This window comes from Streptosporangium sp. NPDC020072, from assembly GCF_040631445.1.
In the GTDB taxonomy this organism is placed as follows: Bacteria; Actinomycetota; Actinomycetes; order Streptosporangiales; family Streptosporangiaceae; genus Streptosporangium.
Genome location: NZ_JBEYAB010000004.1, coordinates 217,374 through 236,714 on the forward strand (window position 1 = coordinate 217,374; position 19,341 = coordinate 236,714).

Genomic DNA, 19,341 nt, shown 5'->3' on the forward strand with positions numbered 1-19,341 from the left:
ACCCCCGGATGGGCGTTAATGTCTCGTAGAAGTATCGAATGATGAGAGGTCGGCGACATAATGCGGCGCGAGCGGGGGGTGGCCTTGGTCACTCTCGTCTTGCTGCAACTGTTCGTCGTCGCGGCCGGCGCTCACCTGCTCACCAGCGACGAGCTGACTGAGAAGGCGCCCGAACCGGTCGCTTCGGCAGAGCCGCCTCCACCCGTCCCGGTCATCACCGCGGGTCCGGTGCTGGCCGCGCGGGGGAACGGACCTCTCCCTGCCAAGGGTACTTTGGCGGCGAAGCTCACCAAGGCGTTGGGGGACCCCGCACTGGGCGACAGCGTCGGCGCCGCGGTCGTCGACGTCGAGACCGGCGCCCTGCTCTTCGGCAGCGGAGCCGAGACGGGCGTGACCCCGGCCTCGACGACCAAGGTCGCGACCTCCGTCGCGGCGCTGGCCTCCCTGGGCCCCGACGCCACGATCAGCACCCGCGTCGTGCGCGGCCCGACGTCGAAGTCGATCACCCTGGTCGGCGGGGGCGATCCCACGCTGAGCGCCAGGAAGACCCCCGGCGTCTACCCCCAGCCCGCCTCGCTGGCCGCCCTGGCCATGCGTACGGCCAGGGCGCTCAAGGCGACCGGGATCACCACGGTGAACGTCACCTACGACGACAGCCTCTACACCGGCCCGAGAACCGCCCCGACCTGGAAGCCCGGCTACGTGCCCGAGGGCAGCGTCGCCCCCGTGACGGCGCTCGCGATCGACGAGGGCAAGGTCGCGCCGGGCAGCCACCAGCGGGTCTCCGACCCCTCCCGTACGGCCTACGCCACGTTCGTCTCGCTGCTGACGAAGTACGGCGTGAAGGCCGCCAAGGTCACCAAGGCCAGGGTCAGGGCGCCCAAGGAGGCCCAGGAGATCGCCAGGGTCGACTCGGCTCCCGTCTACGCCCTGGTCGAACGGGCCCTGACGCTCAGCGACAACGACCTCACCGAGGCCCTCGCCAGGCAGGTGGCCCTCAAGGAGGGCAGGCCCGCCTCCTTCGAGGGGGCGGCGCAGGCCGTGCTCGGGGTGCTCGGCAGGCTGAAGCTGGCCCAGGGGGTGCGGGTCTTCGACGGCTGCGGCCTGTCCCCGAGGAACCGCATCGCCCCGGCCGCCCTGGCCAGGCTCGTCGCCGCGGCCACCTCCCCGGCCAACCCCCACCTGCACTCGGTGATCAGCGGCATGCCCGTCGCCGGGTTCACCGGCACGCTGGGGCACCGCTTCGTCAAGGACGACGCGGTCCACGGCCTCATCCGCGCCAAGACCGGCACCCTGGACGGGGTCAACGCGCTGGCCGGGACGACCGTGACACGCGGCGGACGCCTGGTGACCTTCGCCTTCATGGCCGACAAGGTCCCGCCCGGCTGGGGCAAGGCGGAGGCGGCCCTCGACAGGCTCGCCGCCATCGTCGCCGCAGGCTGATTGACGACACTGACCGCGCGGGCGGTACGGATACCACGTACGGTGGACGGTATGCAGGTGATCGACTGGGACCTTGCCGTCGCGACCGGAACGCGCCTGGTGCGCCCCGGGCCGCAAGTGAGCCGAGAGGAGGCCCGCAGGGCGGTCGCCGAGCTGCGGCAACTCTCCAGAATCGCCGAGGGGCACGTCCGCGAGTTCACCCGGATCGACACCGAGACCGCGCCCGTGGCCGCGACCGTCGTCGACCGGCCGGGCTGGATCAAGGCCAACGTCGAGGGCTTCCGGGTGGTGCTCGAACCGCTGACCCAGCGGATGGCCGCCCGCAAGGAGCAGACGCCCGCGATCGTGACCGCGGTCGGCTCCCGCATCACCGGGGTCGAGGTCGGCGCGGTGCTGGCCTTCCTGGCCTCCCGCGTCCTGGGGCAGTACGAGCTGTTCCTGCCCCCGGACCCCTCGGGCAGGCAGCCCGCGGGCCGTCTGACGCTGGTGGCGCCCAACATCGTCCACGCCGAGCAGGAGCTCGACGTCAACCCGCGTGACTTCCGGCTGTGGGTCTGCCTGCACGAGGAGACCCACCGGGTGCAGTTCACCGGTGTGCCCTGGCTCAGGGAGTACGTCCGCTCCCAGATGACGGACTTCCTGCTCGCCTCCGACATGGACCTGAGCACGCTCCTCGACCGGCTCCGCTCGGCGGCCGACGCGGTCGCCGACGCCGTCAGGGGCGGCGAGGGCAACTTGATCGACGCGATCCAGACCCCCGAGCAGAAGGAGATCCTCGACCGGCTCACCGCGGTGATGACCCTGGTCGAGGGACACGGCGACTACGTGATGGACGCGGTCGGCCCCGCCGTCGTGCCGACCGTCGCCGACATCCGCGCCAAGTTCCAGCACCGCCGCGAGGGTGGCTCCCGGCTCGACCGCACGGTCCGCAAGCTGCTCGGCGTCGACCTCAAGATGAAGCAGTACGCCGAGGGCTCGACCTTCGTCCGCACGGTCGTCGAGCGGGTCGGGATGGACGACTTCAACAAGATCTGGACCTCCCCGCAGACGCTTCCGACCCAGGACGAGATCGGCGACCCCGGCCGCTGGATCGCCAGGGTCGTCGGCACCCGGGCCCTGCCCGGCGCCAACGGCACCGCCGTCGCCCCGGAGGAGGGCCCGGCGGCCTGACAGGCCCTTCCTGAGCCCTCCCCGGAGTGCCCCCGAGCCTCGCCTGGAGTGCTCCCGGGCCCGGCCTGGCGTGGGAGAGGCGTCACAGGGCGGACAATGGCGGGCATGGGTCCGCCTCCCGCCGTCGCCGACGTCCGCCGGGCCGTACGGCTCGCGCTGGACGGCACGGCGCCGGGCTCTCTCGTGCTGGTCGCGTGCAGCGGCGGCGCCGACTCCCTGGCGCTGGCCGCGGCGACCGGTTTCGTCGCCCCCCGCGCGGGGCTGCGCGCCGGACTGCTCACCGTCGACCACGACCTGCAGCCCGGCTCCGACGACCGCGCCCGCGACCTCGTACGGCTCGCCCCCTCGCTGTGCCTCGACCCGGCTGAGGCGGTGCGCGTCCGCGTCGGGACGGAAGGGGGGCCGGAGGCGGCGGCCAGGCAGGCGAGATACGCCGCGCTGTCCGAGGCCGCAGAGCGCCTCGGGGCGGCGGCCGTGCTCCTCGGACACACCAGGGACGACCAGGCGGAGACCGTCCTGCTCGGCCTGGCCAGGGGGAGCGGCACCCGCTCACTGGCCGGGATGCCGGCGCGGGCGGGGCTGTACCTGAGGCCGCTGCTCGGGCTGGGCAGGCGGACGACCGCGGCCGCCTGCGCGGGGATGGGGCTGAGCCCCTGGGAGGACCCGCACAACCGCGATCCCCGCTACACCCGGGTCAGGGTCAGGACCCGGCTGCTGCCCGCCCTTGAGGACGAACTGGGGCCCGGCGTCGCCGAGGCGCTCGCCAGGACCGCCGACCTGTGCCGGGACGACGCCGACGCCCTTGACGGCTGGGCCGGACGGGCGTACGCGGAGGCGGTCGCCCGGGGCGCGGGTGATTCAGCTCTTAGCGATATCGCGGACGAACCCGGGGCGGTGGTGCTGGCCGTACGGGAGGTGGTGGATCTGCCCTCCGCGGTGCGGCGCCGGGTGCTGCGCAGGGCGGCGATCGAGGCCGGATCGCCGCCGGGGACGCTCGCCGCCGCCCACGTCCTCCAGGTGGACCGCCTGGTCACCGCGTGGCGGGGGCAGCGCCGCGTAGAGGTCCCCGGAGGGATTGGGGTGGTGCGCCGGTATGGCACCCTGGTGTTCGCCAGACACCCAGCAAGCCCCATCTCGTAAGGAAAAATCCCAGGTGGACGCAGCCGACATGGGCAAGGACCTCGAAAGGGTCCTCATCACCGAAGAAGAGCTCCAGGCAAAGATCAAGGAGCTGGCGGGCCGCATCGACGAGGACTACGCGGGAGGGGACCTGCTGATCGTGGGCGTGCTCAAGGGCGCGGTCATGGTCATGGCCGACCTGGCGAGAGCACTCCACCTGCCGGTCCAGATGGACTGGATGGCGGTCTCCTCCTACGGCGCGGGCACCAAGACCTCGGGCGTGGTCCGGGTTCTCAAGGACCTGGACACCGACATCGCCGGGCGGCACGTGCTGGTCGTCGAGGACATCATCGACTCCGGCCTGACCCTTTCGTGGCTGGTGCACAACCTGAAGTCCCGAAACCCCGCCTCGGTGGAGATCTGCGCGGCTCTGCGCAAGCCGGACGCGGTCAAGGTGCCGCTCGACGTGAAATACATCGGATTCGACATTCCGAACGAGTTCGTGATCGGTTACGGCCTCGACTACGCAGAGCGATACCGCAATCTTCCCTTCATTGGGACCCTCGCGCCCCATGTGTATGGGGCCAGCTGAAAAAGTACGCCCTGGGCGAAGTCTGCCCCTCCTGCGTACGACATTCGCCATAGGGGAGGGGAACACACGCCCACCTGACGTACGTTGGTAGGGCAAAGCCGGTGCTGTCCGGGCGGTTACTCCGTGCGGCACACCGGTGTACCTTCGGACGATCAAGAGGGCGGCTTCGCCCGCCAACTCTTGGTCGTCAGTTGGAGCGGTTAGGGAGACCGCGAGCCCCGGGCTCCGTCCGGGGTTGCCAGGCCATGGTCAGGAAGGGACGGGCCCGCCGGGGTTCCGCATCGGATGGATCTCAAGCGATTTACACGTGGGCCACTGCTGTGGATCCTGGGCATCGTCGTGCTGCTCCTGCTCGTCACCACGATGTGGAACAGCGACGGCAGCATCGACAAGGCCGACACCTCACAGATCGTCAGCTGGATCAACGAGGGCAAGATCTCCAATGCGAAGGTCATCGACAAGGACCAGCGCATCGAGGTCACTCTGACCGACGGTAAGCGCTACTACTCCTCGTGGGTGACCGGCCAGGGTGTCCAGCTCACCGGCCAGCTCCAGGCCGCCAAGGACGCCGGGAAGCTCGCCAAGGGCTACACCGTCGACGTGCCGAGGGACAACTTCCTTCTCGGCCTGCTGATGAGCTTCCTGCCGATCGTCTTCGTCGTGCTGTTCTTCCTGTTCATCATGAACCAGATGCAGGGCGGCGGCTCCCGGGTGATGAACTTCGGCAAGTCGAAGGCCAAGCTCATCACCAAGGACACCCCCAAGACCACCTTCGCCGACGTCGCGGGCGCGGACGAGGCCATCGAGGAGCTCCAGGAGATCAAGGAGTTCCTCCAGGCCCCCGCCAAGTTCCAGGCCATCGGCGCCAAGATCCCCAAGGGCGTCCTGCTTTACGGCCCGCCCGGAACCGGTAAGACCCTGCTCGCCAGGGCGGTCGCCGGTGAGGCCGGGGTCCCGTTCTACTCGATCTCCGGTTCCGACTTCGTCGAGATGTTCGTCGGTGTCGGCGCCTCCCGGGTGCGCGACCTGTTCGAGCAGGCCAAGGCGAACGCTCCGGCCATCATCTTCATCGACGAGATCGACGCGGTCGGTCGTCACCGTGGCGCCGGTCTCGGCGGCGGTCACGACGAGCGCGAGCAGACGCTGAACCAGCTCCTCGTCGAGATGGACGGCTTCGACGTCAAGGGCGGCGTCATCCTGATCGCCGCGACCAACCGGCCCGACATCCTCGACCCGGCGCTGCTGCGCCCGGGGCGTTTCGACCGCCAGGTCACCGTCGACCGCCCCGACCTTGAGGGCCGCAAGGGCATCCTCAAGGTGCACGGCAGGGGCAAGCCGTTCGCCGAGGGCGTCGACCTCGACGTCATCGCCCGCCGGACGCCCGGCTTCACCGGTGCCGACCTGGCCAACGTGATCAACGAGGCCGCGCTGCTCACCGCCCGCGCCGACCAGAAGCTCATCACGATGGAGACCCTTGAGGAGTCCATCGACCGCGTGATGGCCGGTCCCGAGCGCAAGTCGCGCGTCATGTCGGACCAGGAGAAGAAGATCATCGCGTACCACGAGGGTGGACACGCCCTGGTCGCGCACGCGCTGCCCAACTCCGACCCGGTCCACAAGATCACGATCCTGTCCCGTGGACGCGCCCTCGGTTACACGATGACGCTGCCCATGGAGGACAAGTTCCTGGCGACCCGCTCCGAGATGATGGACCAGCTCGCGATGCTGCTCGGCGGCCGCACGGCTGAGGAGCTCGTCTTCCACGAGCCCACCACCGGTGCCTCCAACGACATCGAGAAGGCCACCTCCATCGCCCGCCGCATGGTCACCGAGTACGGCATGAGCGAGCAGCTCGGCGCCCGTAAGTTCGGCGCGGGCAACGCCGAGGTCTTCCTCGGACGTGAGATGGGTCACGAGCGCGACTACTCCGAGAAGATCGCCTCCGCGATCGACGAGGAGGTCCGCCGCCTCATCGAGTCCGCGCACGACCAGGCGTGGGAGATCCTCGTCGAGTACCGTGACGTGCTCGACAACCTGGTGCTCGAACTCATGGAGAAGGAGACCCTCTCCCGCGAGCAGGTGCTGCAGATCTTCGCGCCCGTCGTGGTCAAGGAGAAGCGCCCCTCCTATTCGGGGTACGGCAAGCGGCTGCCCTCCAACCGGCCGCCTATCCTGACCCCGAAGGAGCAGTCGGGTAACGGAGCGCTCCCCGCGGGCGCCGGGCACACCGACTCTGTGGTCCCCAGGGACGGGAACTGAGTGTGAGCGTCAATCCCCTCAAGGTCGACTCCGAAAGGCTGGAGAAGGCCGTCCGCGAGATCCTCTACGCCATCGGAGAGGACCCCGACCGTGACGGCCTCCGGGACACCCCGGCACGGGTCGCGCGAGCCTACGCGGAGCAGTTCGCCGGGCTCGGGCAGACCCCCGAGGACGTCCTGACCACGGTCTTCGACGTCGACCACGACGAGATGGTGCTCGTCAGGGACATCGAGGTCTACTCGACCTGCGAGCACCACCTGGTCCCGTTCCACGGTGTCGCCCACATCGGCTACATCCCCAACGAGAAGGGGCAGGTCACCGGCCTGTCCAAGCTCGCCCGCCTCGTCGACGTCTACGCCCGGCGCCCCCAGGTGCAGGAGCGGATGACCTCCCAGATCGCCGACGCGCTCATGAACGTGCTGGAGCCCAGGGGCGTCATCGTCGTCATCGAGTGCGAACACCTGTGCATGACCATGCGCGGTGTCCGCAAGCCCGGGGCGAAGACGATCACCTCGGCGGTCCGCGGCGACTTCCGCAGCAGCGACAAGACCCGCGCGGAAGCGATGGCCCTCATCCTCCGCTGATCTTTCCGCACCGAAGCCCCTGCCTTCCTGGCGGGGGCTTCGGCGTTTCTCGGGGGCTTCGGCGTTTCTCGGGGGCTTCGGCGTTTCTCGGGGGCGAAGGCCGCCGATGTCAGAAGTCGTTGTCGGGGCGCGGGCCGGTCGGTGTCTCGAAAGGCCTGGCCCGGGGTCCCGGCTTTCCCGGATGATCGCCCATGTCGTTCCTTTGGCCGAGGCGCCTGACCTCCCGGGCATGGTTTTTGAATAAGCGACGTGAGTCCTTTTCGCGATGGTCGACCGGACGGGGTTTCCGGTTTCACGAAGGCGGCAACGGAGCCTCGGCCGTTCTAGTTGCTCCGACAACGTGAATATGTGTTTACCGTGATCACGTGAAGAACGAACCGCGTACCTACGTAGTCACAGGCGCCGCCTCCGGCATCGGCGCCGTCACAGCCGACCTCCTCGCCGCGGGAGGCGATCGGGTGATCCGCTGTGACCTGAACGACGCCGACGTGCTCGCCGACCTGAGCACGCGGGAAGGCCGGGAGCGACTGGCCGAAGGCGTCGCCGCCGCCTCCGGTGGCACCGTGCACGGCCTGGTGGCCGTGGCCGGGGTCGGCGACCTGAGCCCGGCCCCCGTACGGGTGAACTTCTTCGGCACCCTCGCCACACTCGACGCGGTCCGGCCGTTGCTGGCCCGCTCGGAACGGCCCCGCGCCGTCGTCGTCTCCTCGCTGGGCGCCATCGTCGCGGCGGACGAGGGCCTGGTCGAGGCCTGCCTGTCGCTGGACGAGGAGGCCGCGGCCGAGGAGGCGGCCAAGATCGTCGAGGCCGGGAACGGCCAGACCGTCTACACGTCGAGCAAGCTGGCGCTCAACCGGTGGTTGCGCCGCGCCGCGGTCGGTCCCGACTGGGCGGGCGCCGGTATCCCGCTCAACGCCGTCGCCCCGGGCGTCGTGGACACCGAGACCGCCAGGAGGTTCGTCATCGACGACCCGGCCGCCAGGGAGCTGATAGAGGCCCTGATGCCGCAGCCACTGGGCTTCCCCGGCCCCGTCGAGGCCGTCGCCTCGCTGCTCGCCTGGACGGTGAGTCCCGGCAACGCGTTCATGACCGGACAGATCCTCTACGCCGACGGCGGCGCCGAGGCCGTGCTGCGCCCCTAGAGTTCGCGGATACGGTTCTGACCCGGTAGGAACCGTGTCCGTGCAGGGCGTATCTCGGCCGTGGCGGTGTGAACGACCTGGGCTGAGCCGGCAGCCCCATGCCTCGAATCCCGAAATATGGCCTTAAGTCTTTTTCTAAGGTGACTAGTGCATCAACAGGTGGCCCCGGCGGAATCGTTCGCCTTCGAGGGGTTCACGGAGCATTCGGCCTATTTCGAGGAATCCGGCGTCGGTGGCCAGTTTCGCGAGGTCGTCGATCGGCCATCGGTAGGCCGTCGTCACCTTGTGGTCGAACGGTGTGACCGGATCGCCCTCCGACTCGAAGAAGCCGAGCAGCAGGTGCCCGCCGGGCGCGAGCACCCGCCGGAACTCGGCGAAGTACGCGGGCACCTCCCTGGGCGGGACGTGGATGATCGAATACCACGACAGGACGCCCCGCAGCTCGTCGTCGGCCAGGGCCAGGGCGTCCATGGAACCGACCTCGAACCGCATGTCCGGATACGCCTCACGGGCGATGTCGATCATCACCGGTGACAGGTCGACGCCGAAGACGTCCACCCCCAGGTCTCTGAGGTGCGCGGACGTCCGCCCCGGACCGCATCCCAGCTCGGCGACGGGGCCGGAGTCCCGTACGAGCTCGGCGAACACGGCGAGCACCGCGCGGTCGAGCGGAAGGGGGTCGAGGTAGTTCCTGGTGAGTTCGGTGTAGAGGACGGCGACGGCGTCGTAGGCGTTCGCCGTCGTGTCGAGGTATGAGGAGGATTCGGCCACGGGCACCAGAGCCTATGAGGCTTCGCCGTCGCCTGGTAGGGCTTCGGCGTAGCGGCGGGCGAGGGTGCGGATGTGGGTGACGAGTTCGGGTGGCCCGTCGACGCGGAAGTCCATCATCAGCATGCTGAGGTAGACGGCGATGGTCTCCAGGGCGTCGGCACCGGTGACGAGGACGCTGGTGTGGGCGTCGACGGCCTCGACGATGCCGACGGCCGGGTTGATGCGGGCGATCACGGTCTCGGCGGGGGCCAGGACGGTGACACGGGCGTGGACCTTCCAGCCGGTCCGCGCGACCTCGCGCAGGACGAAGGCGACGAGGTCGTCGTCGGGCAGGGAACGGGCGGCGAAGTGGCGGGACGCGGACCGGACACGGGCCAGGCCGGCGACGGGCAACGCCCTCCAGGCGTGCGCGCCGAGGTCGTAGGCGACCAGGAACCAGCGGCGGCGCCAGCTGATCAGGCGGTAGGGCTCCGCCTCGGTCTCGGTGCCGTCGCGGGTCACCAGCAGGGTCACGCCGTCACGGATCGCGGCCGCGACGACGGTGAGGATGGCGGCGGGCACCGGGGCGTCCGGCTCGCGGGAGCCGACCGTGGCGGGCCCGACCGCGGTGGCGGAACGCAGGGCGGTCACCTTGCGCTGCAGGTGTCTCGGCAGGATCTGCTGGAGCTTGGCGAGCGCCCGGGTGAGGCTGGCGTCGATGTCCTCGATCCCGGTCGATCCGTCCTCGGCCAGGCCGACGGCCAGCGCGACGGCCACCGCCTCGTCGTCGTCGAGCAGCAACGGAGGCATCTTCGCGCCCTGTCCGAGCCGGTATCCGCCGACCGCCCCGCGTGTGGCGTGCACCGGGTAGCCGAGTTCGCGAAGGCGCTGGACGTCCTGCCGCAGCGTGCGTTCGGCGACACCGAGGCGCTCGGCGAGTTCACGGCCCGTGTGGGACCGGTCCTGCAGCAGGGACAGCAGGCGCAGAACCCGGGCCGTCGTCGAAGCCATTGATCCCTCACCCCCGGCAGTAATTAGGCATAAAACTAGCCTAATGGGCCCATAGGCTGATGTCACAGGCAAGGAAGAGACCGAAGGGCAAGATCATGAACGTCACCGTCACCTCCCTGCGGCCCGTCTGGCGTGAGGTGCTGGCCGCCTCGTATCGGGCGCTGGAGAACAGCGTCGCGGGTGTGCGGGACGGCGAATGGGACAACGCGACCCCGTGTGCGGAGTGGACGGTCACCCAGGTGATCCAGCACGCCGCGGGCGACCAGCTCGCCTACGCGAAGATGCTCGGCGTCGGAGACGGTCCGGCCTACGACCCCTTCACGCCCTCAGGAGCCGTCGACGGCACCGCGGCGGAGCTGGTGGGGGACGCCGTCGAGAGGACCGGCGCGGCGTGGGCGGCGGTGCCCGACGACAGCGAGAGCGTCCCGACGCCGCTGCCGCACGGTGAGCTGCCCACCCCGGTCGCCGCGGTGATGTGCGCGCTCGACGCCGCCGTGCACGCGTGGGACATCGCGATCGCCACGGGCAGGCCGTCCCCGCTCGACGACGAGCTCGCGGGCCACCTTCTCGCCGCCGCGCGGGAGATCGTCGAACCGCTGCGCCAGTGGGGGGCCTACGGCCCCGTGGTCGAGGCCGTAGGCGGACCCTCCGCCACCCCGGTCGTCGACGACCTGCTCCGCTACCTCGGCCGTGTCCCGCGCTGACGGTGTGGTGGCGGGATTGTCGGTGGCGAAGGCTACGGTGATCGGGTGGAACTCACCCCTCGGCAGGCGCTCGGCCTGCGGCTGTCCAGCCTGTTGCTCCGCGGGTCGTCCGGCGGCGCGGCGCGGGCGACGACCGTGGCCGAGGTGGTGACCTGGCTCGGAGCGATGCAGGCTCAAGACCTGGCCAGCGGGCTGTGGTCGTTCGGCGCGCGGCTGCCCGAGCACACCGTCACCGACGTCACCGCCGCGCTGGAGCGGCGTGAGGCACTGCGCACGTGGCCGATGCGCGGCACCATCCACTTCGTCCCGCCCCGCGACGCCCGCTGGATGGTCGAGCTGATGGGCGTCCGGGTGCTGAACGGCGCGGCGAGGCGGCGCGAGCAACTCGGCCTCTCGGAGGAGACCGCCGTCCAGGCCATGGAGGTGCTGGGTTCGGCCCTGGCCGGGGGCGGACGGCTGAGCCGGTCGGAGTGCCTGGCCGTGCTGGAGGACAAGGGCATCGACACCGGTGGCCAGCGTGGCTACCACCTGCTGTGGTACGCCAGCCAGCGGGGCGTGCTGTGCATCGCCCCCAACATCGGCAACGAGCAGAGCTTCGTGCTGCTCGACGAGTGGGTTCCCGACCCGCACCGGCCGGAGCGTGACGAGGCGCTGGGCACCGTCGCCCTGCGTTACTTCCGTGGCCGGGGGCCGACCACCAGGCAGGACTTCGCGGGCTGGACCGGCCTGACCGCGGCCGACGCCAAACGCGGCATCGCCGTGGCCGGTGACGCGCTGGCCAGGGTGACCGTCGACGGGGTGGAGACATATGCCGACGCCGCGCTCCTCGACACGGCCCCCACCCCGGCCGGTGACGACGAGGTGCTCGTGCTGCCGGGCTTCGACGAATACCTCCTGGGCTACAAGGACCGTTCGCTCATGGTCGCCGACGAGCACAAGGCGGCCATCATCCCCGGTAACAACGGGGTCTTCCAGGCCACCGTGGTCCGCGCAGGCCGGGTCGTGGCCACCTGGAAACGCACCCTCGTGAAGAACCAGGTGCGGGTCGCCGTCCTGCCGCTCACCCCACTCCACCGAAGCGACCGGGCGGAGGTCGAGCGGGCGTTCGAGCGGTACGCGCGGTTCGTGGAACGCACCCCCGAAGTGCGTTGGCCGTGAGCCGCCGTCACCAGCTGCACCACACATTTCCGCGATATGAGGAGATCTTGTCGTTGGCAGCGACCCCGACGTTGTCCACCCATTCTCCCGGCCCGACGCCTATCAGGGTCCTACCGCCCCAGTTCGTGTGCTCGTAGAAACACACAGCGTCATTGGTGCGGTTCCAGATGGAACTCGTCAGGTCGTTGATGAATGCGCCGACATTGGCTTTTTCGGTTCCCGGCGTGTTGCTGTAACGGCCTCTGCCGTAGGTGTCGCCGTAAAGGCATACATAACCCTCTGGGCAGTTGTCCCAGTCCATCGCCTTGGCCTGCGCCGGTGCCGCGGTGACCACGGTGGTCATCGTGGACACCGCCATCACCGTGGCGGCCAGAACCCTTCGCTTCCTCACCCGTGTCACTCCTTTTTTCACCCATGTCGCATGCCGTACGGAGAATCATTTTGCCGATATGCGACCGGGGTGTCGTTGACGCCTCCGGTAGTCGTTGTTGACGATTTCTGCACGGCCCGGCCCTCACGGTGAGTTCGGGCGGGGAGAAAGCCGGTCGATCTCGGCGAGCACTTTTTCCGCGTACGGCCCCGCCTGGGTTCTCAGGCCCTCCGGCCAGGTCTCCTCGGAGTAGCGGTGGCCGAGATAGAGGTTCCTGGCGTGTTCCAGGACGCGACGGTGAGACGGCGGGAGGCGGGGCAGAGCCCAGTCCGCGGCGGTGTCCTTCGGCCTGATCTCACCGGTGGCGAGCGTGCTCCAGACCCGGGCGAGGGTCAGCACGACGTTGCGGGTGTCGGTTTCCAGCTCCGCCAGCAGACCGGGCAGGCCCGCCAGGCTCGCCCTGACCAGGTCCGCGTGGGGGACGGGGTCGAGGACCCGCGCCGGTGGCGGGCCGGTCAGAGGGCGGTCACCGGCCAGGACCATGGTGACCAACAGGGCCAGGTCCGGCATCGGCTCCGGCCGGGGAACCGTACCGGCCGTGAACTCCGCACGCAGCCACTCGCCGTACAGGAAGTCGCCGGTCGGCGGGAAACGCCACGGGCGGACCTCTGACTGGACGACGACGGTGAGTTCGACCGGCCGGAGCCCGGCGGTGAAACCCGAGAGGCCGAGCAGCCCCCGCAGGAGCGCGCCACGCTCCCGGTCGTCCATGCTCCGCCGGGAGACGACGAGAACGTCGAGGTCACTGGCCGGTCTGAGGCCGCCGAGCACCGCGGAGCCGTGGAGGTAACCGCCGACGACCCCGGAGCCCAGCACGTCGCCGACCAGACCCACGATCTCCCGAAGTTGGTTCATCCCATCAGTTTCGCGAATCCTTTTCGGACGTCGGAGCCTCTTATGGGGGACGGCCTTTTCCGGAAGGGGGTTCCAGGTGGACGGTGGTTGGGCGAGCGAGCAGCTCATCGAGGCCGCCCAGGGCGGTGACGTGGAGTCGATCGCCGCGGTGGTCTACGGCGCCCACCCGCATGTACGGCGGTTCGCCGAGCACCTGTGCGCGTCCCCGCAGGACGCCGAGGACGCGGCGCAGGAGGCGTTGATCGTCCTGTTCCGCAAGATCGGCTCGTTGCGGGCCTCGGCGGCACTGGCGTCCTGGATGTTCAGGATCGTCAGGAACGAGTGCGTGCGCCGCGCCCGGCGGCTGCTCGACCACCACGGCGAGGAGGCCGGGGCGGGTCTGGCCGCGTCCGCCGAGGAGGAGGTCCTCCGGCGGCTGGAGGCCGGCCTGCTCGCGCAGGCGATCCAGGAGCTGCCCGACGTCCAGCGCCGTGTCCTGATCATGCGGGACGTGCTGGGCTACCCGGGGCGTACGGTCGCCACCTCGCTCGGCCTGAGCACCCCGGCGATGAAGTCCCACCTGCACCGAGCCCGTACCGCCCTCCGGACCAGCCTGAGGCCGTGACTCCTGAAGACCCCGAACGTTCGAAGGGAAGTTCCACCATGCTCGAAACCGGATCGCCCGCCCCGGAGATGGTGCTCGAAGACACCGTGGGCGACACCGTCCGCCTGTCCGACTACCGGGGCGAGCACGCCGTGCTGCTCTACTTCGTGCGCTCCACCTCGTGCCCTGTCTGCAACAGGAACGTCCAGGACCTCGTCAGGAGCGGCGACGACCTGGAGGCCGAGAACGTCCGCGTCCTCATCGCGGTCCCCGAGAGCAGGAAGCGGGCGGCCACCTGGAAGGCCCGGCAGCGTGTTCCGTTCCCCGTGCTCACCGCCCGCGGCGGCACCCCCCACGAGATGGTCGGCCTCGACAGGAGGGTCTTCGGCGCGATGCAGCGGTCGGGCAGCCTGCTCGTCGACGTCCACGGCGTCATCCGGCACGTCCACAGCGCCACCCTCCCCACCGGCGGCTACGACAGAAAGGGTGTCATGCGGGCCGTACGGTCCCTCGGGGTGTGAGGGTCGGTCGCCCGCGAGGGCGCGGTCGTTGAATCGTTGCCCGGTGACGGTCATCGCCATTGTCCGGCCGGGCATGTTCGTCAAGGGAATGGGACTATCCCAGGCCCCATATCAGGAGCATGACGGAGATCGCCAGTGCGCCGAGGCCGCCGACGATCCCCGCGATCACGGCGTTCCGGCGTTCGGCGACTCCGCGCAGGTGGGCCCGTGCGGCGAGGAGGAAGGCGACCCCTCCGGCCACGAACCACGGCCCCCACAGGTAGGTGTACCAGCGGCTGATCGACCGCAGCTCGGGATCGATGCCGACGACGTTCGTCTCGACGAGAATTCCGTTCACGACGAATCCCGCGCCATGGCAGATGAGCAGGACCCCCGCGCCCCACGCCATCAGTTGCAGGAGAAGGTTCATGCCGTGCCCCCAGGGACGACGGCGGATGAGCGCCAGGCCCAGCACCGCGCCGACGACCTTGAGCACACCCGTCACCCACAACGCCGTGATGAAGCCGGAGTCCTGCCTCGCGGCCAATTCGACCAGCTGGGGTGAGAGCGTGGTCGAGGCCCCCGCCAGGCCGATACCGAGCGCCCAGCAGAAACTCGGGACGGCGAAGGCGAATCCCCAGAAGGCGGTGGCATATCCCGGCCATCGTGCCGGATGGCCTGTTGCGTCAAGGCTCAGACTCATGACGGCGATTCTGCTTGATCCTTTGACACCGTCGGCGGCCGGGGGCCGTACCGGGTCGCCTCACTGAGGCGGGCGGCGAGGGCGTGGATGTGCCGGACGAGTTCGGGAGGGTCGTGCACCTCGAAGGGGACACCGAGCCCCGCGACCCACATGGCCAGCTCGTCCAGGGAGTTCGACCCGGTGCTGAGGACACACGTGTCGTCACCGGTCGGCTCGACCACCGCGATCGTCGGCGGCATCCGGGCGGCGATGGCGTCGGCCGGGGCGTGCACCGTGAACCGGCCGCGGTAGCGGTACGGATTGACGGAGATCCGTTCCGCGACGTACTGGACGAGGTCGGTGCCGGGCGGCTCGCGGGGCGTGAAACGCGGCCCGTTCGGGGTGCGCAGCCGCAGCCGGTCGATGCGGAACGTGCGCCAGTCGCCCCGGCCGGTGTCCCACGCCACCAGATACCACCGGCGCCCCGAGTTGACCAGCCGGTACGGCTCGGCCGCACGACGGTCCTCGGTGCCGTCGTGGGAGCGGTAGTCGAATCGCAGGCTCTCCCGGGCACGGACGGCGGCGGCGATCGCGGTGAGCGTGGCCGGGTCCACGGCGGAGGCCCGGTCCGTCAGCGGGACCGTGACCGACCGCAGGTCGCCGACGCGGTTCCTCAGCCGGGCGGGAAGAACCTGTTCCAGCTTGGCCAGGGCGCGGACGGAGGTCTCCTCGATGCCCGTCACCCCGGAGACGGCGGCGGTGCCGAGCCCGATGGCGACCGCGACCGCCTCCTCGTCGTCGAGCAGCAGCGGCGGAAGCCCGACCCCCGCCCCGAGCCGGTAGCCGGGGGCGCCCGCGGTGGCGTGCACGACGTATCCGAGGTCGCGGAGGCGTTCGACATCGCGGCGGACCGTGCGGGATGAGACGCCGAGCCGTACGGCCAGTTCGGTGCCCGACCAGTCCCTGGGGGTCTGCAACAACGAAAGCAACCGCAACAGCCGCGCCGATGTCTCCAACATGACGTCCAGCCTAGGACCGAAGCTGTCCTAACCGCTGCCTACGGTGAGGGACATGAACAACGACCTGCGGATCCACCCGTTCCAGATCGACATCCCGCAGACCCGGCTGGACGACCTGCGCGGTCGGCTCGCGGCGACCCGCTGGCCGGACGAACTGCCCGGTGTGGGCTGGTCGTACGGGGTTCCCGTCGCCTACGCGCGCAAGCTGGCCGACTACTGGCGCACCGGTTTCGACTGGCGTGCCGCCGAGGCGCGGCTGAACGCGTTCCCGCAGTTCACGACGGAGATCGACGGGCAGAACATCCACTTCCTGCACGCCCGCTCACCCGAACCCGACGCTCTTCCGCTGATCATCACGCACGGCTGGCCGGGCTCGGTCGCCGAGTTCATGAAGATCATCGGCCCGCTGACCGACCCGGTGTCGTACGGCGGCGCCCGGTCCGACGCCTTCCACGTCGTGGCCCCGTCCATCCCCGGCTTCGGCTTCTCCGGCCCGACCACCGAGACCGGCTGGGACCTGCGGCGCGTCGCGCGGGCCTGGGCGGAGCTGATGGACCGGCTCGGCTACCGGCGCTACGGCGCGCAGGGCGGCGACAGCGGCGCGGTCATCTCGCCGATGCTGGGCCGTACCGCACCGGAGAACGTCGTCGGCGTGCACGTCAACGGCGCGCTCGGCTTCCCGACCGGCGACCCGGCCGAGTTCGTGGGCCTCACCCCTGAGGAACTCGCCCGCCTCGGCCAGTACCAGAACCAGGACCAGGCCGGTTACGCGATCATCCAGGCGACCCGGCCGCAGACCCTCGCCTTCGGGCTGCACGACTCACCCGCGGCGCAGCTGACGTGGATCGTGGAGAAGTTCAAGGAGTGGACCGACCCGGCCCACGAACTCCCCGAGGACGCGGTGGACATCGACCAGTTGCTCACCGACGTGAGCGTCTACTGGTTCACCGGGACCGCGGCCTCGGCCGCCCGCCTCTACAAGGAGGAGCAGAAGAGCTGGGGCGCGGCGGCCGAGCACTCGGCGCTGCCCCACGGGGTGGCGGTCTTCCCAGGCGACGCGGGGGTCAGGCGGATCGCGGAACGCGAGCACAACGTCGTGCACTGGTCGGAGTTCTCCAGAGGCGGCCACTTCGCCGCCATGGAGGCCCCCGACCTTCTGACGGAGGACATCAGGACCTTCTTCCGCCCCCTGCGCTGACTCGGCCCTTCCCTTCGGAACCACGGCTCAGGCGGGGAAGGAGCCTTCCAAGGTCTCCGGTGGCGTGGATCATGGACGGCCGATCCAGTAGGCTCCACGCGATGTCCGAGAGGCCCGAATCATCCCTGATCGCTGACCGTGTGCGTGCCGAGGCGCGTTCGGAGGCCGGAAGGTCGGTCGTCGCGATCGACGCGTCCTTCGACCCGGACGGCGTGGTCGGCTCCCGGCGGAACAGCGCGGAGGGCCCGTCGGGCGTCCGCAACCCGAACGACCGCTGAGCGTCGATGTCCCTCCAGTTACCGCAGGCGCTGGCGGCCCCGCTCGCCTGGACCGGTGTGGCGGCGTGGCCGGAGGGGTTCGACGAGGACCTCCTGCACGCGGAGGGCACGCGGTACACGGCGATGGCCGCCCGGCTGCGGGGCTCGGTCCGCGACACCGACGCGTACGCGAGCCAGGTGTGGCGGGACAACACCGGCGACGGGGTGGACGCCTACCGCTCGTGGATGGCGGAGAACGCGCCCGCCGACCGGGCGAACCGGCTGGCCGACGCCGCCGAGCTGGTGGGCCTGGCCCTCCTGACGGCGGCCGTGGCCACGCTGCTGTGGAAGCTGGGGGTGATCGCCCAGCTCGTCGCGCTGGTGGTCGTCGCAGCCCGAGCCGCGGCCTCGCCGGCGACGCTGCCCGCGGCCGTCGCCAGGACCCGCCGAGCCCTGCGCACGCTGCTGGACGACATCGTCCGCTTCCTCTCGCGCGGCGTGGTCGAACCGATGAGGCGCGCCATGGCGCTGCTGCGCACCGGCGCGGGCCGGCTGCGTGGCCGGCCCGCGGACTGGGACCCGCTCAGGGCGGCGGCCAACCGCGAGGTGAACATCTCGGCGATCCGGCCGCGTCCCGGCTTCCGAGGCTCGCCCTTCCGTAACAGCACCCGGCCGGTGTGGCGGCGGGACAGCGAACCCGTCTACCGGTCGGACACCCGGCATCCCGACGAGATCTTCTCCGAGGGCTTCCGGCCGAAGAACCCGCACAACACCGACCTGAACGGATACGTCGAGCACCTGGACCCGAGTTCACGCCAGACCGCCTACGTCAGCACCAGCTACTCCGACAGGATCCATCTCCAGTGGCACGAGTACGGTCGCCAGGGCTGGGTGTACGACATCCGAACCCCCGGCGGCACCGGTCTCCGCCTGCCGAACTCCAGCTACGACGAGGTCGTCTTCCCCGGTGGGGTCTCCCCGGAGTACGTCATGAGGGCCAGGCCGTACCAGGTGTCCCGTAAGGGCGATGTGACGGTGGGGGACTGGCTGGAGAACCCCCACGCGAAGCCTGGCTGACGGCCTCCTCGCTGAGGCTCTCCGCTCGCCGGTAGCCGGCGTCCATCCGGCCGAGCGCCTGCCCGGCGTCGCCCAGGTCGGCCACGACCGACTCCAGCGACTCGGTGATCGCGCCGAGCGTCCGGCCCAGGAGGTCGCCCAGCAGCCCGCCGACGGGCCCGGAACCGAACGCGGCCGTCGAGGACCCGAGGTCGCGCCCCTGGGCGGCCAGATCTCCGCTCACGCCGCCGAGTCCGCCGGACGCCGTACGGAGGCTGGGTGAGCGGACCTCAAGGGGCTTCATCCGCGTCCTTCGATCCGGCGGGCCAGCTCGCCGATCTCCTCCACGAAGAGGTTCATCCTCCGCATCGACTCCTCCTGGACGGTGCCCAGCGTCTCCGTCAGCCCCGTCACGTCCACCGCCCCGTGACGGGCGTCGAGGTTCGAGCGCAGGTCGTTGAGCGCGGCGTTGACGGCGTGCACGACCTGGTCGCACAGCTCCTGCAGGCCCATCCGCATGACCCGGGGGTCGGCCCTCAGCGAGCTGAGCAGGCCGTCCGGCGAGACCTCGGCGACGATCCGCCCGTCCGCGGCCGTTCCCCTCCCGCCCGGGGGCTCGTCCTCGGACGGCGGCCGGTCGGCCGCGTCGAGCGCCCGGCGGGCCTCCTCCAGGAACCGGTCGAAGTCCTCGAAACCCGCTGTCATGAACCATCACCATAAGGACGGCGCCCTACGGCAAGCCGTCGCCCGGATGAACGACCTCCAACATGCCGCTTACCGGCCCGCTGCCGCCCGAGGGCTTCTTGGACGACGCTCTCCCGTTGGCGCA

The 19,341-nt window shown here is 70.3% G+C and carries 22 protein-coding genes; 14 read left to right on the plus strand and 8 right to left on the minus strand.

What is annotated here, in order from left to right; genetic code table 11:
- The first annotated feature begins 78 nt into the window (after positions 1-78).
- The 7 genes from dacB (at position 79) to ABZ470_RS10595 (ending at position 8,309) form a co-directional block, all read left to right on the plus strand.
- The gene (dacB, locus tag ABZ470_RS10565) at positions 79-1,443 is read left to right on the plus strand and encodes a D-alanyl-D-alanine carboxypeptidase/D-alanyl-D-alanine-endopeptidase (protein ID WP_362911142.1); all 1,365 of its coding nucleotides are present in this window, start codon (positions 79-81) and stop codon (positions 1,441-1,443) included.
- A gap of 51 nt (positions 1,444-1,494) precedes the next feature.
- Positions 1,495-2,613, plus strand: a complete 1,119-nt coding sequence (locus ABZ470_RS10570) for a zinc-dependent metalloprotease (RefSeq protein ID WP_352014784.1) — start codon at positions 1,495-1,497, stop codon at positions 2,611-2,613.
- A gap of 105 nt (positions 2,614-2,718) precedes the next feature.
- Entirely contained in the window at positions 2,719-3,753 is a 1,035-nt protein-coding gene (gene tilS / locus ABZ470_RS10575; protein WP_352014783.1) for a tRNA lysidine(34) synthetase TilS, read from the plus strand.
- A gap of 13 nt (positions 3,754-3,766) precedes the next feature.
- Complete coding sequence (hpt, locus tag ABZ470_RS10580) at positions 3,767-4,324, plus strand: hypoxanthine phosphoribosyltransferase (protein ID WP_352014782.1); 558 nt, start codon at positions 3,767-3,769, stop codon at positions 4,322-4,324.
- A 285-nt stretch (positions 4,325-4,609) separates the two neighbouring features.
- Positions 4,610-6,583 (plus strand): ATP-dependent zinc metalloprotease FtsH, encoded by a 1,974-nt coding sequence (ftsH, locus tag ABZ470_RS10585; protein WP_352014781.1) that lies wholly within the window; start codon positions 4,610-4,612, stop codon positions 6,581-6,583.
- A 2-nt stretch (positions 6,584-6,585) separates the two neighbouring features.
- A complete protein-coding gene (folE, locus tag ABZ470_RS10590) occupies positions 6,586-7,167 on the plus strand; it encodes a GTP cyclohydrolase I FolE (RefSeq protein ID WP_352014780.1) in 582 nt (193 codons plus the stop codon).
- A 365-nt stretch (positions 7,168-7,532) separates the two neighbouring features.
- The gene (locus ABZ470_RS10595) at positions 7,533-8,309 is read left to right on the plus strand and encodes an SDR family oxidoreductase (RefSeq protein ID WP_362911143.1); all 777 of its coding nucleotides are present in this window, start codon (positions 7,533-7,535) and stop codon (positions 8,307-8,309) included.
- A gap of 144 nt (positions 8,310-8,453) precedes the next feature.
- Here ABZ470_RS10595 and ABZ470_RS10600 read toward each other — a convergent pair whose 3' ends face one another.
- Positions 8,454-9,089, minus strand: coding sequence for a class I SAM-dependent methyltransferase (locus ABZ470_RS10600; protein WP_362911400.1), 636 nt, complete (start codon positions 9,087-9,089; stop codon positions 8,454-8,456).
- 3 nt (positions 9,090-9,092) lie between these two features.
- Positions 9,093-10,070 (minus strand): WYL domain-containing protein, encoded by a 978-nt coding sequence (locus tag ABZ470_RS10605; protein ID WP_362911144.1) that lies wholly within the window; start codon positions 10,068-10,070, stop codon positions 9,093-9,095.
- 95 nt (positions 10,071-10,165) lie between these two features.
- Between ABZ470_RS10605 and ABZ470_RS10610 the strand changes: the two genes are divergently transcribed.
- Complete coding sequence (locus tag ABZ470_RS10610; RefSeq protein WP_362780920.1) at positions 10,166-10,774, plus strand: TIGR03086 family metal-binding protein; 609 nt, start codon at positions 10,166-10,168, stop codon at positions 10,772-10,774.
- Positions 10,775-10,819: 45 nt separating this feature from the next.
- Positions 10,820-11,932 carry a winged helix DNA-binding domain-containing protein gene (locus ABZ470_RS10615; protein WP_362911145.1) on the plus strand — a complete coding sequence of 371 codons (1,113 nt, stop codon included), beginning with the start codon at positions 10,820-10,822 and terminating at the stop codon, positions 11,930-11,932.
- A gap of 7 nt (positions 11,933-11,939) precedes the next feature.
- Here ABZ470_RS10615 and ABZ470_RS10620 read toward each other — a convergent pair whose 3' ends face one another.
- A complete protein-coding gene (locus ABZ470_RS10620) occupies positions 11,940-12,323 on the minus strand; it encodes a peptidase inhibitor family I36 protein (protein ID WP_362911146.1) in 384 nt (127 codons plus the stop codon).
- A 123-nt stretch (positions 12,324-12,446) separates the two neighbouring features.
- Positions 12,447-13,217, minus strand: a complete 771-nt coding sequence (locus ABZ470_RS10625; RefSeq protein ID WP_362911147.1) for an aminoglycoside adenylyltransferase family protein — start codon at positions 13,215-13,217, stop codon at positions 12,447-12,449.
- A gap of 76 nt (positions 13,218-13,293) precedes the next feature.
- Here ABZ470_RS10625 and ABZ470_RS10630 point away from each other — a divergent pair, with 76 nt between their 5' ends.
- Both ABZ470_RS10630 and ABZ470_RS10635 read left to right on the plus strand, forming a co-directional pair.
- Positions 13,294-13,821 carry an RNA polymerase sigma factor gene (locus tag ABZ470_RS10630; protein ID WP_362911148.1) on the plus strand — a complete coding sequence of 176 codons (528 nt, stop codon included), beginning with the start codon at positions 13,294-13,296 and terminating at the stop codon, positions 13,819-13,821.
- A gap of 38 nt (positions 13,822-13,859) precedes the next feature.
- Positions 13,860-14,321: a peroxiredoxin family protein gene (locus ABZ470_RS10635; protein WP_362911149.1), complete on the plus strand. Its 462-nt coding sequence runs from the start codon at positions 13,860-13,862 to the stop codon at positions 14,319-14,321.
- Positions 14,322-14,415: 94 nt separating this feature from the next.
- Here ABZ470_RS10635 and ABZ470_RS10640 read toward each other — a convergent pair whose 3' ends face one another.
- Positions 14,416-15,003 (minus strand): DUF3995 domain-containing protein, encoded by a 588-nt coding sequence (locus ABZ470_RS10640; RefSeq protein WP_362911150.1) that lies wholly within the window; start codon positions 15,001-15,003, stop codon positions 14,416-14,418.
- The gene (locus ABZ470_RS10645) at positions 15,000-16,001 is read right to left on the minus strand and encodes a WYL domain-containing protein (protein ID WP_362911151.1); all 1,002 of its coding nucleotides are present in this window, start codon (positions 15,999-16,001) and stop codon (positions 15,000-15,002) included. The genes ABZ470_RS10640 and ABZ470_RS10645 overlap by 4 nt, the downstream gene beginning before the upstream one ends.
- A 52-nt stretch (positions 16,002-16,053) precedes the next feature.
- Here ABZ470_RS10645 and ABZ470_RS10650 point away from each other — a divergent pair, with 52 nt between their 5' ends.
- The 3 genes from ABZ470_RS10650 (at position 16,054) to ABZ470_RS10660 (ending at position 18,533) form a co-directional block, all read left to right on the plus strand.
- On the plus strand, positions 16,054-17,199 hold the full coding sequence (locus ABZ470_RS10650) for an epoxide hydrolase family protein (RefSeq protein WP_362911152.1): 1,146 nt from the start codon (positions 16,054-16,056) through the stop codon (positions 17,197-17,199).
- A 101-nt stretch (positions 17,200-17,300) separates the two neighbouring features.
- Entirely contained in the window at positions 17,301-17,477 is a 177-nt protein-coding gene (locus tag ABZ470_RS10655; protein ID WP_362911153.1) for a hypothetical protein, read from the plus strand.
- A 6-nt stretch (positions 17,478-17,483) separates the two neighbouring features.
- On the plus strand, positions 17,484-18,533 hold the full coding sequence (locus tag ABZ470_RS10660) for a hypothetical protein (protein ID WP_362911154.1): 1,050 nt from the start codon (positions 17,484-17,486) through the stop codon (positions 18,531-18,533).
- On the opposite strand, the gene ABZ470_RS10665 is transcribed toward ABZ470_RS10660, so the two are convergent.
- Complete coding sequence (locus tag ABZ470_RS10665) at positions 18,445-18,816, minus strand: hypothetical protein (protein WP_362911155.1); 372 nt, start codon at positions 18,814-18,816, stop codon at positions 18,445-18,447. The two genes, ABZ470_RS10660 and ABZ470_RS10665, sit on opposite strands and share 89 nt — an antisense overlap.
- A complete protein-coding gene (locus ABZ470_RS10670; protein WP_362780942.1) occupies positions 18,813-19,217 on the minus strand; it encodes a YbaB/EbfC family DNA-binding protein in 405 nt (134 codons plus the stop codon). Before ABZ470_RS10670 ends, ABZ470_RS10665 begins: the two co-directional genes overlap by 4 nt.
- Positions 19,218-19,341 lie beyond the last annotated feature (124 nt).